Origin of the sequence: Alcanivorax xiamenensis, from assembly GCF_009846745.1 — a bacterium.
GTDB lineage: Bacteria > Pseudomonadota > Gammaproteobacteria > Pseudomonadales > Alcanivoracaceae > Alloalcanivorax > Alloalcanivorax xiamenensis.
In genome coordinates this window covers 1-17,285 of record NZ_AQPF01000063.1, presented here as the reverse complement: position 1 = coordinate 17,285, position 17,285 = coordinate 1, and the positions used below count along the sequence as shown (strand labels likewise).

At 61.1% G+C, this 17,285-nt stretch carries 20 protein-coding genes and 1 pseudogene; 6 read left to right on the top strand and 15 right to left on the bottom strand.

The window, feature by feature from the left end:
• Positions 1–39: 39 nt before the first annotated feature.
• Complete coding sequence (locus tag A6D6_RS19990; RefSeq protein WP_236564188.1) at positions 40–513, bottom strand: AraC family ligand binding domain-containing protein; 474 nt, start codon at positions 511–513, stop codon at positions 40–42.
• A 237-nt stretch (positions 514–750) separates the two neighbouring features.
• Between A6D6_RS19990 and A6D6_RS19985 the strand changes: the two genes are divergently transcribed.
• Positions 751–1,119, top strand: coding sequence for a YciI family protein (locus tag A6D6_RS19985; protein ID WP_159661688.1), 369 nt, complete (start codon positions 751–753; stop codon positions 1,117–1,119).
• A 241-nt stretch (positions 1,120–1,360) separates the two neighbouring features.
• Here A6D6_RS19985 and A6D6_RS19980 read toward each other — a convergent pair whose 3' ends face one another.
• Positions 1,361–2,593: a CaiB/BaiF CoA transferase family protein gene (locus A6D6_RS19980; protein WP_159661687.1), complete on the bottom strand. Its 1,233-nt coding sequence runs from the start codon at positions 2,591–2,593 to the stop codon at positions 1,361–1,363.
• Between the two features lie 12 nt (positions 2,594–2,605).
• Entirely contained in the window at positions 2,606–3,790 is a 1,185-nt protein-coding gene (locus tag A6D6_RS19975; RefSeq protein ID WP_159661686.1) for an acyl-CoA dehydrogenase, read from the bottom strand.
• Between the two features lie 180 nt (positions 3,791–3,970).
• Here A6D6_RS19975 and A6D6_RS19970 point away from each other — a divergent pair, with 180 nt between their 5' ends.
• The 3 genes from A6D6_RS19970 (at position 3,971) to A6D6_RS19960 (ending at position 7,168) form a co-directional block, all read left to right on the top strand.
• Positions 3,971–4,900 carry a LysR family transcriptional regulator gene (locus A6D6_RS19970; RefSeq protein WP_159661685.1) on the top strand — a complete coding sequence of 310 codons (930 nt, stop codon included), beginning with the start codon at positions 3,971–3,973 and terminating at the stop codon, positions 4,898–4,900.
• 159 nt (positions 4,901–5,059) lie between these two features.
• A complete protein-coding gene (locus A6D6_RS19965; RefSeq protein WP_159661684.1) occupies positions 5,060–5,407 on the top strand; it encodes a GFA family protein in 348 nt (115 codons plus the stop codon).
• Between the two features lie 204 nt (positions 5,408–5,611).
• Positions 5,612–7,168, top strand: a complete 1,557-nt coding sequence (locus A6D6_RS19960; RefSeq protein ID WP_159661683.1) for an MFS transporter — start codon at positions 5,612–5,614, stop codon at positions 7,166–7,168.
• A gap of 113 nt (positions 7,169–7,281) precedes the next feature.
• On the opposite strand, the pseudogene A6D6_RS19955 reads toward A6D6_RS19960, so the two are convergent.
• Positions 7,282–7,461 (bottom strand): annotated as a pseudogene (locus tag A6D6_RS19955) (VOC family protein); the annotation flags it as partial.
• A 70-nt stretch (positions 7,462–7,531) separates the two neighbouring features.
• Here A6D6_RS19955 and A6D6_RS19950 point away from each other — a divergent pair.
• Positions 7,532–9,886, top strand: a complete 2,355-nt coding sequence (locus A6D6_RS19950; RefSeq protein ID WP_159661682.1) for a membrane-bound PQQ-dependent dehydrogenase, glucose/quinate/shikimate family — start codon at positions 7,532–7,534, stop codon at positions 9,884–9,886.
• Positions 9,887–9,894: 8 nt separating this feature from the next.
• Here the strand turns inward: A6D6_RS19950 and A6D6_RS19945 are convergent, their stop codons facing one another.
• On the bottom strand, positions 9,895–10,542 hold the full coding sequence (locus A6D6_RS19945; protein WP_159661681.1) for a DUF2238 domain-containing protein: 648 nt from the start codon (positions 10,540–10,542) through the stop codon (positions 9,895–9,897).
• A gap of 214 nt (positions 10,543–10,756) precedes the next feature.
• On the opposite strand from A6D6_RS19945, the gene A6D6_RS19940 reads away from it, so the two are divergent.
• Positions 10,757–11,152, top strand: coding sequence for a hypothetical protein (locus A6D6_RS19940; RefSeq protein WP_133490446.1), 396 nt, complete (start codon positions 10,757–10,759; stop codon positions 11,150–11,152).
• 21 nt (positions 11,153–11,173) lie between these two features.
• Here A6D6_RS19940 and A6D6_RS19935 read toward each other — a convergent pair whose 3' ends face one another.
• The 10 genes from A6D6_RS19935 to A6D6_RS19890 form a co-directional block, all read right to left on the bottom strand.
• Positions 11,174–11,620 carry a hypothetical protein gene (locus tag A6D6_RS19935; protein ID WP_159661680.1) on the bottom strand — a complete coding sequence of 149 codons (447 nt, stop codon included), beginning with the start codon at positions 11,618–11,620 and terminating at the stop codon, positions 11,174–11,176.
• A gap of 21 nt (positions 11,621–11,641) precedes the next feature.
• Entirely contained in the window at positions 11,642–12,235 is a 594-nt protein-coding gene (locus A6D6_RS19930; RefSeq protein ID WP_236564187.1) for a transglutaminase-like domain-containing protein, read from the bottom strand.
• A 50-nt stretch (positions 12,236–12,285) separates the two neighbouring features.
• On the bottom strand, positions 12,286–12,966 hold the full coding sequence (locus tag A6D6_RS19925; RefSeq protein WP_201303860.1) for a glutathione S-transferase family protein: 681 nt from the start codon (positions 12,964–12,966) through the stop codon (positions 12,286–12,288).
• Between the two features lie 83 nt (positions 12,967–13,049).
• Positions 13,050–13,415 carry a hypothetical protein gene (locus tag A6D6_RS19920; RefSeq protein WP_133490443.1) on the bottom strand — a complete coding sequence of 122 codons (366 nt, stop codon included), beginning with the start codon at positions 13,413–13,415 and terminating at the stop codon, positions 13,050–13,052.
• A gap of 202 nt (positions 13,416–13,617) precedes the next feature.
• The gene (azu, locus tag A6D6_RS19915; protein WP_133490442.1) at positions 13,618–14,073 is read right to left on the bottom strand and encodes an azurin; all 456 of its coding nucleotides are present in this window, start codon (positions 14,071–14,073) and stop codon (positions 13,618–13,620) included.
• Positions 14,073–14,714 carry an SCO family protein gene (locus A6D6_RS19910; RefSeq protein ID WP_159661679.1) on the bottom strand — a complete coding sequence of 214 codons (642 nt, stop codon included), beginning with the start codon at positions 14,712–14,714 and terminating at the stop codon, positions 14,073–14,075. Before A6D6_RS19910 ends, azu begins: the two co-directional genes overlap by 1 nt.
• Positions 14,711–15,076: an SUMF1/EgtB/PvdO family nonheme iron enzyme gene (locus A6D6_RS22080; protein WP_255461670.1), complete on the bottom strand. Its 366-nt coding sequence runs from the start codon at positions 15,074–15,076 to the stop codon at positions 14,711–14,713. Before A6D6_RS22080 ends, A6D6_RS19910 begins: the two co-directional genes overlap by 4 nt.
• Positions 15,010–15,462: a formylglycine-generating enzyme family protein gene (locus A6D6_RS22075; protein WP_159661677.1), complete on the bottom strand. Its 453-nt coding sequence runs from the start codon at positions 15,460–15,462 to the stop codon at positions 15,010–15,012. Before A6D6_RS22075 ends, A6D6_RS22080 begins: the two co-directional genes overlap by 67 nt.
• Positions 15,459–16,526: a copper-containing nitrite reductase gene (gene nirK / locus A6D6_RS19895; RefSeq protein WP_201303859.1), complete on the bottom strand. Its 1,068-nt coding sequence runs from the start codon at positions 16,524–16,526 to the stop codon at positions 15,459–15,461. The genes A6D6_RS22075 and nirK overlap by 4 nt, the downstream gene beginning before the upstream one ends.
• A 147-nt stretch (positions 16,527–16,673) precedes the next feature.
• Positions 16,674–17,285, bottom strand: a 612-nt coding sequence (locus A6D6_RS19890; RefSeq protein WP_159661676.1) for a GlxA family transcriptional regulator, incomplete at its 5' end; no start/stop codon positions are given.

Sequence of the window (17,285 nt, the reverse complement as noted above, 5' to 3'; positions counted from 1 at the left end):
ACCAGACCCAACACCCTGGCAAGCACTAAAAACGCTTATTTATATCCGCAATGTTCGAAGAGGCGGTGTTCTAAAGCGTCTGGCGTCCGGAGTCCGGCGTCCGGCTATCTTGCACAGCACCGGCACATCCACCGCCGCCTGCCGGGTGATGCGAAAATCTCCGTGATGCATCACATCGAAGGCGGTACCGATGGCAAGGGCCAGCCGCGCATCGCTGCTCATGGCATCCTGAAACGCCATGCGGTAATGGTCGGGACGTTGTTCGAACAGCCCGCCCAATCGCAGATGCAACCATTGCGGATCAATGTACAGTAGCCGGTAGGTAAAGCCTTCCGGCGTCGGCCCGTGGCCGTCATGGACATCGCCGGGTTCCAGCAGGATCACCTTGCCCGGCGTGCTCTCATGGCGGGTGCGCCCCAGGTGAAACCGCTGTACGCCCTGCTCGGTGAGCCCGATGGCGTAGGTATCATGCCAATGCGGGTCGTAAGCGTGGCCTTCGAAATGGGCGCGCAGGCTCTCGATCCCGGTTCCCGGATCGAGGGACAGATCAACCCAATTGGTGGACGTGATTGCCGTTCCTTGCCACTGTCTGGAGCGGATTCGCTCCGTGGCGTCATTACTATTACGGAAACAGGTACAGAAATCGGTTAGTGGAATTGATCATCAATACACCCCCGGGCGGGGCGCGTCTGGAACATTTGTGCGGCGTCCTCTACTCCTCGGTCATAACAGCATCCATGGGATTAAAAAATGAAATTTCTCTGTCTGGCCTATGAAGCGGAACACACCCTCACCGATCTGACGCCAGAACAATGGCAGGCGCTACGCCAGGAGACCCTGGACTATGTGGAAAGCCTGCGCGCCGGCGGCCACCTTGTCGATACCCATGCGCTGCAAAGCGCGCGCCGGGCCAAAACCACCCGCATCCGTGGTGGCAAGATCTCGGTCACCGATGGTCCGTTCGCCGAAACCAAGGAGCAGTTGGGTGGTTTTTTCCTGATCGAAGCAAGGGATATCGATGAAGCCCTGCGCCTGGCCCAGGGCTGGCCGTCGGCACGGCTGGGTACGATTGAAGTGAGACCAATCGAGGAGACACTGCGCGAGGAAGGGCGGTATTGAAGGGAAAAATCGCGGCCCAGGAGCCTCTGCTTATCCCACAGTCGTGGAGCGGGCCGCCTACACGCAACACACTTGCGCAGCCTTGCGGCACAGTATTCGCTGGCAAGCCTGCTCCCACAGCGACTTCGTAGCTCGACCTGTTGTGGGAAGCTGGCTTGCCGGCGAATCGGCGTGCAGCGTGTAAGCAGCATGTCTGCGAATTGCAGGGCAGCACTGGCTCACGAGCCGCAACGCCTCTTCCTCAGTTCTGCCCGGCGATACGCTCCGCGCGCAGCCGCTGGATCGCTTCGGCGGACAGCCCCAGGGTTTGCGCCAGCACCTCATCGGTGTGCTCCCCCAGGAGCGGCGGCGCGGTGCGATACCGCACCGGTGACGCCGACAGCCGCAACGGGCTGGCCACCTGTGGCACCGTGCCCAGACTCGGATGCGGCATTTCCAGTTGCATGCCCCGGGCCTGGACGTGGGGGTCCTGGAACACATCGGCGATGCTGTTGACCGGACCACAAGGCACGCCAGCCTGTTCCAACACCTCGATCCATTCCCGCGTGGTGCGCATCACCGTGTTCTGTCGCATCAGCGGAATCAACGTATCGCGATTATCCACCCGGGCGCGGTTGGTGGCGTAGCGCTCGTCCGCCGCCCATTCCGGGTGTCCGGCCACTTCACAGAAGCGGGCGAACTGACCGTCGTTGCCGATGGCCAGGATCACGTCACCGTCGGCGGTGGGGAAATCCTGGTACGGCACCACGCTGGGATGGGCATTGCCCATGCGCGTCGGCGCCTTGCCGGTGGTGAGGTAATTGAGTGTCTGGTTGGCCAGACAGGACACCTGAACATCCAGCAGCGCCATGTCGATGTGCTGGCCTTCGCCGGTCTGGTTGCGATGCTCCAGCGCACCGAGGATGGCGATGGTGGAATACAAACCGGTGGTAATGTCGGTGAGCGCCACGCCCACTTTCATCGGACCGGCACCGGGCTCACCATCACGGTGGCCGGTGATGCTCATCAACCCGCCCATGGCCTGGATCAGAAAGTCGTAGCCGGGGCGGCTGGAGTAAGGGCCGGTCTGGCCAAACCCGGTGATGGAGCAATAAATCAGTCCGGGGTTGTCCGCGGACAGCGATGCATAGTCCAGACCATAGCGGCGCAGGCCGCCTTTCTTGAAATTCTCGATCACCACATCGCTTTGCGCGGCCAGCTCACGGACCAGCGCCTGCCCTTCCGGATGGGCGATGTCGATGGCCACGGATTTCTTGTTGCGATTGGTGCACAAGTAATACGCGGACTGATCACTGTCGTGCCCCTCCGCGTCCTTTGCATAGGGCGGCCCCCAGATGCGGGTATCGTCACCGCTGCCAGGCCGCTCCACCTTGATCACCTCGGCGCCCAGATCGCCCAGGATCTGGCCGGCCCAGGGGCCGGCCAGAACGCGGGACAGATCGAGCACGCGCAGGTGCGATAGCGCGCCGCTCATAGCTGCCCCGTATCAGTTGGTGAAGGCTTGCAGGCCGGTTTGCGCGCGGCCGAGGATCAGCGCGTGCACGTCGTGGGTCCCTTCGTAGGTGTTCACCACTTCCAGGTTGACCAGATGGCGGGCCACGCCGAACTCGTCGGAGATGCCGTTACCGCCCATCATGTCACGGGCCAGGCGTGCGATATCCAGCGCCTTGCCGCAGGAGTTGCGCTTCATGATGGAGGTGATTTCCACCGCTGCGGTGCCTTCGTCCTTCATCCGGCCCAGGCGCAGACAACCCTGCAGGCCCAGGGTGATCTCGGTCTGCATGTCGGCCAGTTTTTTCTGGATCAATTGGTTGGCGGCCAGCGGGCGGCCGAACTGTTTACGGTCCAGGGTGTACTGGCGGGACGTGTGCCAGCAGAACTCGGCGGCGCCCAGCGCGCCCCAGGCGATACCGTAGCGGGCGGAGTTCAGGCAGGTGAACGGACCGCGCAAACCGGACACGCCCGGCATCAGGTTCTCTTCCGGCACGAACACGTTGTCCATGACGATTTCACCGGTGATGGACGCGCGCAGACCGACCTTGCCGTGAATCGCCGGAGCGCTCAGGCCTTCCCAGCCTTTCTCCAGAATAAAGCCACGGATCTTGTCGTCCTCGGTCTTGGCCCAGACCACGAACACGTCCGCGATGGGGCTGTTGGTGATCCACATCTTGGCACCGGAGAGCAGGTAGCCGCCGTCGGTTTTCCTGGCGCGAGTGACCATGCTGCCCGGATCAGAACCGTGGTCCGGCTCGGTCAGACCGAAGCAACCGATCCATTCGCCGCTGGCCAGCTTCGGCAGATATTTCTGCTTCTGCTCTTCGCTGCCGAACTCGTTGATCGGCACCATCACCAGGGAGGACTGCACGCTCATCATGGAGCGATAACCGGAGTCCACCCGTTCCACTTCCCGGGCGATCAGGCCGTAGCACACATAGTTGAGACCGGCACCGCCGTAGGCTTCCGGAATGGTGGCGCCGAGCAACCCGAGTTCGCCCATTTCACGGAAGATTTCCACATCGGTGTGTTCATTGCGGAAAGCGTTGAGCACGCGCGGCATGAGTTTGTCCTGCGCGTACTGATAGGCAGTGTCGCGCACCATGCGCTCGTCTTCGGTGAGTTGCTGATCCAGCAGGAGGGGGCTCGCCCAGTCAAAGGCTGCGTTATTGGCCACGGTTATTCCACCTTTTCACTTCAAGAAGGGATGAGAGACTGCCCGGTCAGGCACGAAGGCGCTATTTGGGCGGGTTTGGCGCCATGCTATACAGGCCGTGGCGGTCAGAACAAGCCACTTTCTTGCACGCCTTTGTGCTATTTTATCACTTGTGGACAAAAATCGACCGGGAAGACCCGCATGCGACGCAAGATCCCCAGCACCGCCGCTCTGATCGGCTTCGAAGCAGCCGCCCGCCATCAGAGCTTCACCAAAGCCGCCGAGGAACTGGCCCTGACGCAAAGCGCCATTTGTCGCCAGATCGCGGCCCTGGAAGACTTTCTCGGCGTCAAGCTGTTCCGCCGCTCACGTCCGGGAGTGCGGCTCACCGAAGCGGGCCGTGACTACAGCCGCCGGGTCAGCGTCCATCTTGATGAATTGGAACGGGATACGCTGGCGGTGATGGGTGACCACGGCGCCGCCAATACGCTGGAACTGGCGGTAGTGCCCACCTTCGGCACTCGCTGGCTGCTGCCACGGCTGAAGGACTTCCGGCGCGCCCACCCCGGCGTCACCGTCAACCTGACCAACCGCACCAAACCGTTTCTGTTCGCCGAGACCCGCTTCGACGCGGCCATCTATTTCGGTGACGGCGACTGGCCCGGCACCGAGGCCACCTTATTAATGCATGAGGAACCGATGCCGGTGTGCAGTCCGCGTCTGATCGCCCCGGAGCGGGAGCTGGACGCGCAAGCCATCGCCGGCCTCACCCTGCTGCAACAAACCACTCGCCCCTACGCCTGGCGGGAGTGGTTCGACTCCACCGGCCTGCGGGTGGAACGGGATATGACCGGCCCACGCTTCGAGCTGTTCACCATGCTGGCGGAAGCGGCCATGCAGGATATGGGGATTGCCCTGATTCCACCGTTTCTGATCCGCGAGGAACTGGCCTCCGGCCGGCTGATCATTCCCTTGCCGCACAGCTATCGCAGCTCCTGGGCTTACCATTTCATCCTGCCGGAACAGAAAGCGGAGAATCCATTGTTGTTGCTATTCCGGGATTGGCTGGTAGCGGAAATCGAACACTTCCGGGGAAGCGGCGGGCTCACCGCGTCGCCGGAGACGGTTTGATACCAGCACTCCAATTCGCTGCCAAGGCAGCTTCCCACAGCAAGAATCACCACGGAGATGTCTTCCCTATGTCATTTTCCGACGTTAACCTTGGACACGATGTCGAATTCCCGATCACGTCGTTCGACTCAATGACGACTAACAAGAAAGGAGAGACCGATGAACTACAAAGGAAGTTGTCATTGCGGAAACGTCGCCTTCGAGGCCGAAGGCGAGTTGGACGGCGCCATGTCCTGCAACTGTTCGATCTGTCAGCGCAAGGGAGCCCTGTTGTGGTTTATTCCACGGGACAACCTGCGGGTGCGGACATCGGAGGACGACATCGCCACCTACACCTTCAATCAGCATGTGATCCAGCATCGCTTTTGCCCGAAATGCGGTATTCACCCCTACGGTGAGGGGGTGGATCCGGAAGGCAATCGAATGGCCGCGATCAACATACGTTGTCTGGAAGGTGTCGACCTGGATTCGGTTCCCGTGCAGCGGTTCGACGGCCGCTCCATGTAACCGGTCCGGTTCGCCGACCAACCCGCCGAGCGACTGACCCACGCTCTTCATACTGCCCTTCGGGCATACCCGAACCTCATCGAGGTTCCTCTGCCGCGTTGCCACAACGGGAAACCGTCGGCCCGTTCCCGCCCCTCCATAGTGGCGTACCGCGCGCGGCACTCCGTAGTAAATGAAAGGATAACGACTGTGTCACAGGAGAATATGGAATCTTCCAACGCGTTACCGCCCGCCGCAACGCGGCGGGAGTGGCTGGGTCTGGCGGTGCTGATGCTGCCCACGGTGCTGCTGGCACTGGACATGACGGTCCTGCACCTGGCGGTGCCACAACTGAGCGCGGACCTGCACCCCACCAGTGATCAACTGCTGTGGATCCTCGACATCTACGGCTTCATGATCGCCGGCTTTCTGGTCACCATGGGCACGCTGGGCGACCGCATCGGCCGGCGTAAACTGCTGCTGTCCGGTGCCATCGCTTTCGGTGCCGCTTCAGCGCTGGCGGCGTTCGCCACCAGCGCGGAAATGCTGATCACCGCCCGCGCCTTGCTCGGCGTGGCCGGCGCGACGCTGATGCCGTCCACCCTGTCGCTGCTGCGCAACATGTTCCATCAGGAACAGGAGCGCACGGTGGCGATCACGGTGTGGATGACCGGCTTTATCGTCGGCAGCGCCATTGGCCCACTGGTGGGCGGCGCCCTGCTGGAGTTTTTCTGGTGGGGTTCGGTGTTTCTGCTGGGTGTCCCGGTGATGGCGCTGCTGCTGGTGTGCGGTCCGCTGTTGTTACCGGAGTTCCGCGACGAGCAGGCCGGGCGCCAGGATTTTCTCAGCGCACTACTGTCGGTGGCCATGGTGATCGCGGTGATCTACGGCCTCAAGGACATGGCCCGCAACGGCGTATCGTGGATGCCCTTGCTGTCCATCGTCGCCGGACTGGTCATCGGCGCGCTGTTCGTGCGCCGGCAACGCCGTTTGGCGGAACCGATGTTCGATCTGGCGCTGTTCCGCAATCGCACCTTCAGCACTTCCGTGGTGGCCATGCTGCTCACCGTGCTGGCACTGTCCGGCGCCTGGCTGATGGTGTTCCAGTACCTGCAGGGTGTGTTGGGGCTGTCGCCCTTGCACGCCGGCCTGGTGATGCTGCCACCGGCGGTGATCCAGACCATAGCATCGCTGCTGGTGCCGCGCCTGACCCGCTATATGAGTCGCGGCGTGCTGGTCAGCGTCGGTTTGCTACTGTCGGTGTTCGGCTTCCTTGCCATGGCGATGGTCACCGGTATGGACAACATGGCCTGGCTGGTGGCCGGGATGGTGATCATGGGTGTCGGTGTGATGCCGATGATGATCCTCGGTACCGACATGGTGGTCAGCGCCGCTCCGCCCAACAAAACCGGGGCCGCCTCGGCGACGTCGGAGACCGCCACGGAACTGGGCATGGCTCTTGGCATCGCGGTGATCGGCAGCGCCGGCGCCGCGGTCTATCGCGCGCACATGGCGAAAATCCTGCCGTCCGAGCTGCCGGCGGACCTGGCGCTGGCCGCCGGCGACACCCTGGGCGGCGCCCTGGATACCGCCCGCCAGCTTCCGCCGGAGGTGGCGGACCTGGTACTGTCGGGAGCGCGCGCCGGCTTTACCCAGGCCCTGCACACCAATGCTCTCATCGGCGCCACCATCGTCGCCGTCACCGCGGTGATGGTGGGGTGGTTGCTGGCCCGTCGTCCGGTGCCCGCGGATAACGACACCTCACAAACCGAAACACCCTGACCCAACGCCGGGCCCCCACGAGCCCGGCATCGTCCCTGGCGAGTCTGCGACTCAAGGGCCACTACCATGACATTACCGGGATTCTGGCCATGGATCTCCTTGCCGGCCTCACCGTAATGGCTCATGGCGGTGATGCGAGAACCGGGAAATACATCGACGTAAAAATGCGCCGCGTGTTCCGCCTGGCCGTCGAACCAAAGACAAGGCCTAATCGTCAGCTCGATGTTTATTATCGTCTCCCCTGATTTCACTTCGCTCCTGGTTGGTCGTCTGCCCACGGAGAGGATTGACATTTCCGCGGTGGTCCGCCGGTCCGCGCTATGGCACTCTCGAAGCGGATCATCCGGATAGGAGGCTGGTTTGATGAACGAAAAAGAAAAAACATCACCCTGGGTATCCGCTGTTACCGTCCTGGTGGGCCTGCTCATGGTCGTCGCCGGCATCGGTCTGCTCGGCGGCGGGATCTACCTGATTATGCTGGGCGGCTCCTGGTACTTCAGTCTCGCCGGCATTGCTCTGGTGACCTCCGGCGGCCTGGTGATGGCCCGGCGCGTTCTGGGTTTCTGGCTTTATGCCGCCGTTTTCACAGGCACGGCCCTGTGGGCCTGGTGGGAAGTGGGACTGAATTTCTGGCCTCAAGTATCACGTCTGTTCGCGCCGGCGGTGCTGTTGTTCCTGTTGGCGCTGCTGGCGCCGGCTTTACGGCGGGGCAAGCCCATCAGCGGCGGCACCGCCTACCCCTTGGCGGCGGTAATCCTGCTTGGTCTCGCCGCAACGGTCTTTCACGCCTTCTATCCGGGTTCCATTATCGCCAGCCAGAGTGAACCGCCGTCTCTGCCGGTGGCGGATCAGACCCAGGACTGGCTTCACTACGGACGTCAGCAGGACGGCACCCGCTATGCGCCGCAGGATCAAATCACTCCGGCCAACGTGGACCAGTTGGAAGTGGCCTGGACCTTCCGCACCGGTGACGTTCCCAACGCCAATCCACCCAACGCTGGTGGCGAGGATCAGAACACCCCGATCCAGGTGGGCGATACGCTCTATGCCTGCACCGTGCACAACAAAGTGTTCGCCCTGGACGTGGACAGCGGTGAACAGAAGTGGCGCTTCGACCCGGAAGCGTCCTCCCCCCTGTGGCAACGCTGCCGGGGTCTGGGCTATTACCAGGCATCCCGTGGTGACGAAGCCTGCGCCGGACGTATCGTACTCTCCACCATTGACGCCCGTCTGATCGAGTTGGACGCGCAAACCGGCGCGCTCTGCCCTTCTTTCGGCGATGGTGGCACCGTGGATCTGAAACAGGGGATGGGTGATGTGAAGCCGGGATTCTATTTTCAAACCTCGGCGCCCACCGTGGCGCGAGGGCTGATCATCATCGGCGGCTGGGTGTTCGACAATATGATGACCGGAGAACCCTCCGGCGTGATCCGCGCCTTCCACGCCGACAGCGGCGAACTGGCCTGGGCCTGGGACCTGGCCAACCCGGCCCTCACCGGCCTGCCGCCGGAAGGGGAAACCTACACTCGCGGCACGCCGAATGTCTGGTCCACACCGGCGGTGGATGAAGAGTTGGGAATGATCTATCTGCCCACCGGCAACGCCACTCCGGATTTCTTTGGTGGTCATCGTACCGAGGCGGACGAGGCCTACTCCTCGTCGATTGTCGCTCTCGATTTACGCACCGGCCGCGAGCAATGGAAATTCCAGACCGTGCACCATGATATCTGGGATTACGATGTGCCCTCCCAACCCGCTCTGTTCGATGTGGATGACGGCAATGGCAATACCGTGCCCGCGCTGATCCAGACCACCAAGCGCGGCCAGATTTTCATGCTCGACCGGCGTACCGGGGTTCCCATCGCCGAAGTGGAAGAGCGCCCGGTTCCGCAAGGCGCCGTGGAAGGCGACTGGACCTCGCCAACGCAGCCTTATTCCGTCGGCATGCCCGTCATCGGCGCGGAAAAGTTGTCGGAAGCGGCCATGTGGGGTGCCACCCCGTTCGATCAACTGTACTGTCGTATTCAGTTTCGCAAACTGCGTTACGAAGGCGATTTCACGCCGCCAGGGCTGACTCCCAGCCTGCAATGGCCAGGCTATTTCGGCGGGATGAACTGGGGCAGCAACACCGTGTACAAACCCGGCGGCTATCTGATCGTCAATGACACCCGTTCTCCGCAGCGGGTATTGCTGGTACCCCGCGAGGAGGCCGACAAGGAAGACGCCTCCGCTTCTCATACCGGTTTATCCCCTCAGCACGGCACACCCTACGGCGCCTCCAAATATGTGTTCATGTCCCCGCTGGGCGTGCCTTGCCAGAAGCCGCCTTACGGTACGCTCAGTGCCATCGATTTGAATCGGCGTGAAGTGGTCTGGCAGGTCCCATTGGGCACGGTGGAGGATACCGGCCCTCTGGGACTGAAGATGCATCTGCCGATTCCCGTGGGCATGCCAACGGTGGGCGGGCCCATGTCCACCGCTTCCGGCCTGGTGTTCCATGCCGGCACTCTGGACTACAACATCCGTGCCATGGACGTGGCCAGCGGAGAAACAGTGTGGAAACATCGCCTCCCGGTGGGCTCCCAGGGCACGCCGATAACCTACACCTCCCCGGCCAGCGGCAAACAGTACCTGGTAATCTCCGCCGGGGGGTCACGGCAATCTCCGGACCGGGGCGACTATATCGTGGCCTTCGCCCTGCCGGACAAAACGGACTGAGCCCTCCGTCAAAGCGACGGGGTGCCGGCGTCCACGCCGGTGCTCCGACGCTTGAGGAAGGCGTGCACTGTCACTGCCAGCACCGCTCCCACCGTCGCCAACGCCATATCCTTTTGCGCATCCCAGATGTCCCCTTGAGTCCCGAGGAATGCCTGGCCCAGATCGCCACCAAACCAGACCGCGGCAATCCACTCGATCAGTTCGTACAACATCGATGTCGCCATAATAATCGCGCAGGAAAAGACATAAGCCCAGGCTCGCGCCAGGCCGACCACGCGCCGGCAGAAGTCGAACAGCGGTATCGTTAACAACAGCCCATAAGCGAGATGCACCAGCCGGTCGAACTGGTTGCGCTCCCACCCCATCCATTGATTAAGGCTGAAGCCAAACAGTTTCCCCAGTGCCGACTCGTAGGGCACCAGGGAATAGGTGTAGTGGGAGCCCAGTTCATGCAGCGACAGAAAAGCAAAAATCAGCAGATAAGCCTCGTTGGAGAAAACGAACCAGCGACGAGTAAACACCAGCACCGGCAGGGTGAGAAAAACCAGGGCGTTTTCCAACACCCAGGCGGATCGTTCATGAGGCACACAGGCCATCCAACCGACAAACAAAAGAAAACCGCACAGTAACCAGACAAAGATGTGACGATTGGACATTCCATGATTCCAGATCAGAACAGACACAAGCCGGGCCACCTTGAGCCCGCCGTTATTCACCAAACGACTCGCGCGCTACCCAAAAGTCTATAGGAAATCGCCGCTTTGTCCTGTAAGCCTTTTCCCCAAGGAATTCCGTTCTGGCTGATAGCCACCCTATGACATTTTTATTACTCTCAGGTGCACCCTCGTACTTTATTGGGAGTTCACGGATATGGAAATCCGACACGCATTGGAAGTATTGCGGGATCTGGCCGAAGGCGTCGATCCGGTAACCGGTCGCCCTTTTCCCCAGCATTCGCCTTATATTCACCCGGATATAACCCGGGCCCTGTTCACCTGTATCCAGGACATTCGCTACCGGCGCGGCTCCGCCGTGACCCTCAGGGACAACCGGGCAACGGCGCCGGTGATCAAGGGACCTTATTACCTGAACCGCCCCTGGACACCGGAACAGAGCCGACAATTGCGGGATGCTTTCCTGTCCGGACTGTCAGTGGAGGCTCTGGCACTGTGTTTCTCCCGTTGCCCGCCGATGGTCAGGAGTGAACTGCAACGTCAGGGGCTGGTTCCCGGAGATGACAGGGGGTCACCGGTCACCGACCGGTGACCCAGACGAAGGCCGGCGTCGTCACAGGGAGACGCACATGGGAGTCAGGGAAGAATCCGAGTCATTCATGAAAAGTCCGCAAAGCCCGCCAGCGCCATCGCGATCCTCCGCGCTGGCGGAAACCAGTCGCTCGTCCTCGAACACCAACACCGCCTGGTTGGTTCCAACCGGGACCACCAATGGGATCGGGATCAATACCCATGGCACGACACCGGACCAGGCGAGTCCGGAGCGATAATACAGGACTGTTCTCCGCCCCTCGTCGCGGCGCCGATCCGGCGCTCCCCAAACGCGCAGCACCTCATCAAGATGCCAATTGCTGGCCTCCATGGACGAGGCCAGATACCCCTTCCCGCGCAGAGCGACGGAATCCACCGCATAATCGGTTTCCGGATTGCTGATCACCCAACCGCCGACACAGCCCTGCAGCAATGCCAGCACGGTCAACATCATCACGCGCCGCGCCATACACTCCCTTCTCAACATGGACTATTCCCGATCCGGCAGATTCAAATGCAATGCCCGCGCATCCTCATAGGCGTTCAACGCGGAGACCACTTCCGGTAAAGGTTCGGCGAACCGGCCGGGAATGTCCTTCTCCCCCGGCAGCGTCGCCGCGTACGCCAAATGCTCGATTGGCGGCTCAAAACGAGCGTCAATGCCCGCCCGGTTACCACGGGCGTCAATCCGATACCAAGTCTGGCCGGGTAAACGGACCGCGTTCAGCCCGTGCAGACAATACGGCTCACCATTATCATCCCGGCTGAGCCGTTGGTAGCAAAATGCCGTTGGAATGCCGTTCGCTCTGAGCAGCGCGGCAAGCAAGTGACTTTTGGCGTAACAGAAACCACTGCGCTCACGCAGTACCTCCGAGGCCGTACAAGGAACCGGAGAGAGCCGATAATCCATGGAGTGCCGAACCTCATCCCTCACCCAGAGAAAACAGCGATGGGCCACCGCCTCATGGGAATCCTGCTCCGCCGCCAACTCCCGGGCCAGGGCACGGACATCAGGGTGATGCCAATCCACCACATCCGTCGCCGCCAGATAGGCGTCCATACCTTCTTCATCACGTTCTTTCATGGGAGTCTTTGCCAATACGGAGTGCTTCGATGCTCTAGCACGGAATTACGTCAGTACGTCAATTTACCGCGAAGCGGTTCGAAACACACCTGAATCCGCTGACGATAGGGTTCCCGATCAGCCAGTCGCTGATACCAGGCCATCACCGCTGGCCCCCGCGCTACCGGCAACCCCATTTCAAAGTACCGGTAGAGCACGGTACCGGCCGGAATATCCGCCAGGGAAATCCGATCGCCCCCCAAATAAGGCCGCGACATCAATTCCTGATTGAGCAAACGGAAGTATGTCTCGCAGGCTTCCCGGGCCTGCCCGATCGTATCAGGATCATGCTGCGACTGAGGCGTTCGAAAGTAACTCCAGAACAGTGCCATGAAGGCCGGCTGCAGAGCGGTCTGCGCCCAATCCATCCAACCATCTCGGCAGGCACGCTCGGCCAGTGATGAAGGCCACCAGAACTCCCCTCCATAGCGTGCGGCCAGATAGCGGAGAATCGCGTGGGACTCCCAAATCACTGTACTACCATCACGCAGCACCGGCACTCGCCCGTGAGGATTCATGGCCAGGAATTCAGGATCGTCCAAACCACCGTGGTCGCCGCCCAGGTTGATGTGCCGGTACTCCAGCTCCAACTCATCCAGCAACCAGAGCACTTTCTGAACATTAAAAGCGCTATCGCGCCCCCATAGCGTCAGTGCTTCGGTGGGGGATTCGACGCTATAGCCAACGGCCACAATCGGTCTCCCGCACGATACAGGCATACCGTTCTTCGGTGATGATATCGGTATCGGAAAGCCAATCCAATTTTGCCTCCATGTCAGCTGACTTTTTCGACAAAATTCTGGCCGACGCCAATCATAGCGCCCAAAACCAGCAGGCATAAGGCATACCGTCCCACCCTGCGGCCTTGGGCCTTGCCTTCGTCGGAAACGGGGGCAGCGGGCTCGGTCCTGTTACCGAAGATACGGACCCACAATCGATATGGAAGCATGAGAATCGCGGCCACGCCGGCTTCCATCAATCCAACCAACGCCGCCAGGACCAGGAATCCTATCAGGACTTTTATACCGCCCATCAGAGCAACGGTCGCCAACAAATACCCGACTGCCAGAAACAACAAGCCGGCACCGAACAGCGTCAACAAACCAACCCCATCTACTATTCTCTCGAAGAGCGTTTTCATCCCTGATCACCTCTTTAACCGCCCGCTCGCTTAGGGAATCTCCGAAAAATACCCTTCATCCCAGGCTTGATCTGTACGTCATCCCGGGCTTGACCCGGGATCTCCTTCTGTAAAGCCCACGGCTTCGTAGAGGGAGATGCCGGGTCGAGTCCGTCATGACGTTTCAGGGTATCAGCATTGGACTTGAATTCCAGAGCCTCGGTTAATTCACCAACAGCTTCCCTTTCATCATCGTCCAGTGACCGGGGAAGCTGCAGAAGAAGGTGTAATCCTCACCCGCTTGCAGATGATTCACGGGGATGGTCAGAGAGGTGGACTGTCCGCCACCGATCATGTCACTGGCGCCGATGACTCGGTCATCATCAGGCGGCACGTAACCGTTCTCCGGTCCCGCCTTTGTTCCCGCCGTGGCCACGTCCTTGAAGTCTCTGGTCAATGTCACCACCACATTGTGGCCCATGACGTTGGCACCGAGTTTGCCGGTGTGCGCCAGTTCAATGGTGACGGCTTCGCACCGGGAGGATACCGTAAGCCGGGAGAGGTCAAAGCGCATGTTGTCATCACCCCGCAGGGTAACCTGACAGTTATCGGCGGCCTGTGCCAGAGCCGAGAGCCCCCAGATCAGCATGCCCGCGGTGGCGTAAGTGGCGATATTCATCAGTAATCTCCTTGAGAGGAATGGGATGCCATGAGCGCCTCGACCTGACGGACGAAGGACGGGTCCGGAGCGCCGGTCATCTTCTCGGTGCGCGCCACGACGCGACCCTCGGCGTCCAGCAGCAACCAGACATTGGTATGATCGAAGCCGCCGTCATCACGTGGGCGGAAACGGATATCCAACAGCGCGGCCAGGGTTCTTTCCTGGTGGTCCCGGGGCCGCAAGAACGTAGCCCGCTCCGGCGACAGCCGATAACGGGCCATGGTCGCCGCCAGCACCTGGGGAGTGTCATGAACGGGATCCATGGAGATCACCAGTAACCGGGGAACCGCCTTGCCCTCTTCCAGGAGCCGCTGCTGCACACTCATTCCCTGGTGAATGATCAACGGACAACTCATGCGGCAGCGGGTATAGACCATCGAAACCAGATGGGGCTGGCCACGCAGGTCCTGCCATTGCAACGTTTCTCCTTGCTCGTTTTCCACCGTGGCCGAGAGTGCGTAGACGGAGTCGCTGGGCAGGCGCCGTTCACCCCATACGGACTGAGGGACCAGTATCGCCAACACCAGCAGGGGCACCAGCACACTAAGACAGTCCCAGGGCTTGAGGTATTGGACCTTTTCTTGGCGATTCGCTTTCATGGAAGCTCCTTGGCGCAACGAAAGCCGAGGTTGGATAAAGTGGTACGGGCGGACAGCGCTGACAGCAAGGCCACCCTTTTGATCACCGCATAGTCGCGGCGGTCACTGAATGCCAGCGCGCTGCCACCGCAGTAGCGCAGCGGGTTTTCGGTATCGACGTTACGGCTATCGGCGGCGGCCATCAGGCTGGCGTGATCCCAGGGCCATTCCCAGACCAGCCCATGCAGGTCATGCACGCCATACACATTGGGTTCGCTCTCTCCAGCAGCACGGTAGGCTCCAGGGGTGCCCCCGGTCAGAACCCGCCGGCGACGGTGAGCATCGTCACGGGCATCAGTCTGGCGGCGGCGGCGAACTCCCACTCCAGCCAGCTCGGCAGGCGCGCGCCCTGGGCCCGGCAGTAGGCGTCCGCGGCGAACCAGCTCACCCCGGTTACCGGGAAATCCAGGGCCTCCGAGCGCGGTGTCAGCGGCCCCGGCCAATGGGCCAGATAACCAGCATCGGCGAACAGGGCGGGAATGCGATCCCGACGCCATTGCGGATGGGTCTCGACAAAAGCCAGAAACTCCGCTTCGCGCACCGGTCGGGACATCAACTGATAACCCGCGACAAAGACCGCCTTATCGCCATTGCCAAACCGTAAGCTGGAGTGGAAGGGGCCACCAGCCAGCGACACATAATCGTCCGCCACCACCGCCGCGCTCAGCATGCATAACAGTGGCATCCAGAGCCCCCTCCGTTTCATCATTGATCTCCCGCTTCGGCTTCCGGGTATTCCCCGCTGAACTGCTGGCCGGTGTAGATCTCCGGTTTCACCTCGCCGTCCACGCTGAGAATGCCGAGCGCGCCTTTGTTGAAAGTACGGAAGATGCTGTGATCGACCAGTATGAAGTTGCCGGGAACGTCCGTGGTGAACTCGACCATGGCGGCGCCGCCAGCCGGGATCAGCGTGGTTTGCACATTCTCCTGGTACTTGCTGCCCCCTTCGTAGAAGACGCGATCGAAGATCTCGCCAATCACGTGAAAGCTGGATACCAGGTTGGGACCACCGTTGCCGACGAACAGACGGACCTTATCGCCGGCGTCGGCGGTGAGCGCTCCATCTCCGGTCAAGGCTCCTTCACTGCCATTGAAGACCACATAGGTGGGGTGCTCATCCACCGCCTTTTCCAGGCTGAATGGTTGCAGGCCCGGCTCCCCATAGCCCCCCTCGGTATAGAAGTCACCTTGCATGACGTAGTACTCGCGATCCACCGGTGGCAGTCCCTCCTCCGGTTCCACCAGAATCAGGCCGTACATGCCGTTGGCGATATGCATTCCCACCGGTGCCATGGCGCAGTGATAGACGTACAGACCGGGGTTCAGAGCTTTGAAGGTGAACTGCGTTTTATGCCCCGGCAGAGTGAAGGTGGCTTCCGCGCCACCGCCGGTTCCGGTGACCGCGTGCAGATCAATGTTGTGCGCCACGTGGGAGTCATGGCGGTTCTTGAGATGAAACTCCACGGTGTCACCTTCACGGATCCGGATGAAACTGCCGGGCACCGTGCCACCGAACGTCCAGAACTCGTAGGTGACACCATCGGAAAGGCGCATTTCCTGTTCCACCATTTCCAGGTCCACCACCACCTTGGCGGGCCCTTTGCGGGAAATCGGTGGTGGCACCAGCGGAGGTGCCGTCAATTGAGCCTGCTCCACCGGGAGCGGCGCTTCGGTTGTCGCCTTACCGGTGGTACAGCCACTCAAGATAAATGCCAGAGCGATCCCCCCGGCGAGTTGCTTCAGTACGGTATGTGATGTTAATCCAGACTTCATGGCCGACCCTCACTTTGGCTATCGGGCTCTCCGTCGCGGTCTGGATTAAATATGCATTTAAGATGAATCTTTTAGTTTTGATCGGCATCAAGAAGCGAACCACCCCCGTGCCGAGCAGTGACAAACCGGATCGATCAGTGATCTGGATCAATAACGCCGGAACACCCGGCGAGCTTGACGCCGCAACGCCTGTGGGGCATGTCCGAAACGACGAACGAAAGCACGGCGCATGCGTTCCGGATCATTGAACCCGAACATGATGGCGATCCGCTCGATCGGTTCATGGCCGGCTTCCACCCGGTGCCGCGCGGCTTCCACACGCAGCCGTTCCACCGCTCGCGCCGGGGTCTCCCCGGTTTCGGCACGGAATAAACGGCTGAACTGACGAGTCCCCAGACAGGCGGCTTCGGCCAGACGTTCCACCGGTAAGGGTTGGTGCAGATGCGCACGGGCAAAATCCAACGCCCTGCGGACGCGATCGGATTCCGGTTCCAGTGCCAGAGCCTCGGAAAACTGTGACTGGTCGCCGGAGCGCCGCTGATGTACCACCAACTCCCGGGCGGCGGCCCGTGACAGTTCCAGCCCCAGATCCTGTTCGATCATGGCCAGCGCCAGATCGATTCCGGCGGTAATGCCAGCGGAAGTCCAGATATGGCCATCACGGATATAGATGCGATCGCCCTCCACCTTCAATGCCGGATAGCGCCGCTGCAATTGAGCGGTGTAACGCCAATGCGTGGTCACGCGGCGAGCGTCCAA

Coding starts and splice junctions, on each gene's coding strand:
- A6D6_RS19940 (WP_133490446.1), top strand. CDS start 10,757: ATGGAAATCCGACACGCATTGGAAGTATTGCGGGATCTGGCCGAAGGC.
- A6D6_RS19965 (WP_159661684.1), top strand. CDS start 5,060: ATGAACTACAAAGGAAGTTGTCATTGCGGAAACGTCGCCTTCGAGGCC.
- nirK (WP_201303859.1), bottom strand. CDS start 16,526: ATGAAGTCTGGATTAACATCACATACCGTACTGAAGCAACTCGCCGGG.
- A6D6_RS19920 (WP_133490443.1), bottom strand. CDS start 13,415: ATGAAAACGCTCTTCGAGAGAATAGTAGATGGGGTTGGTTTGTTGACG.
- A6D6_RS19945 (WP_159661681.1), bottom strand. CDS start 10,542: ATGTCCAATCGTCACATCTTTGTCTGGTTACTGTGCGGTTTTCTTTTG.
- A6D6_RS19960 (WP_159661683.1), top strand. CDS start 5,612: ATGGAATCTTCCAACGCGTTACCGCCCGCCGCAACGCGGCGGGAGTGG.
- A6D6_RS19910 (WP_159661679.1), bottom strand. CDS start 14,714: ATGAAAGCGAATCGCCAAGAAAAGGTCCAATACCTCAAGCCCTGGGAC.
- A6D6_RS19985 (WP_159661688.1), top strand. CDS start 751: ATGAAATTTCTCTGTCTGGCCTATGAAGCGGAACACACCCTCACCGAT.
- azu (WP_133490442.1), bottom strand. CDS start 14,073: ATGAATATCGCCACTTACGCCACCGCGGGCATGCTGATCTGGGGGCTC.
- A6D6_RS22075 (WP_159661677.1), bottom strand. CDS start 15,462: ATGATGAAACGGAGGGGGCTCTGGATGCCACTGTTATGCATGCTGAGC.
- A6D6_RS19930 (WP_236564187.1), bottom strand. CDS start 12,235: ATGAAAGAACGTGATGAAGAAGGTATGGACGCCTATCTGGCGGCGACG.
- A6D6_RS19935 (WP_159661680.1), bottom strand. CDS start 11,620: ATGGCGCGGCGCGTGATGATGTTGACCGTGCTGGCATTGCTGCAGGGC.
- A6D6_RS19980 (WP_159661687.1), bottom strand. CDS start 2,593: ATGAGCGGCGCGCTATCGCACCTGCGCGTGCTCGATCTGTCCCGCGTT.
- A6D6_RS19970 (WP_159661685.1), top strand. CDS start 3,971: ATGCGACGCAAGATCCCCAGCACCGCCGCTCTGATCGGCTTCGAAGCA.
- A6D6_RS19950 (WP_159661682.1), top strand. CDS start 7,532: ATGAACGAAAAAGAAAAAACATCACCCTGGGTATCCGCTGTTACCGTC.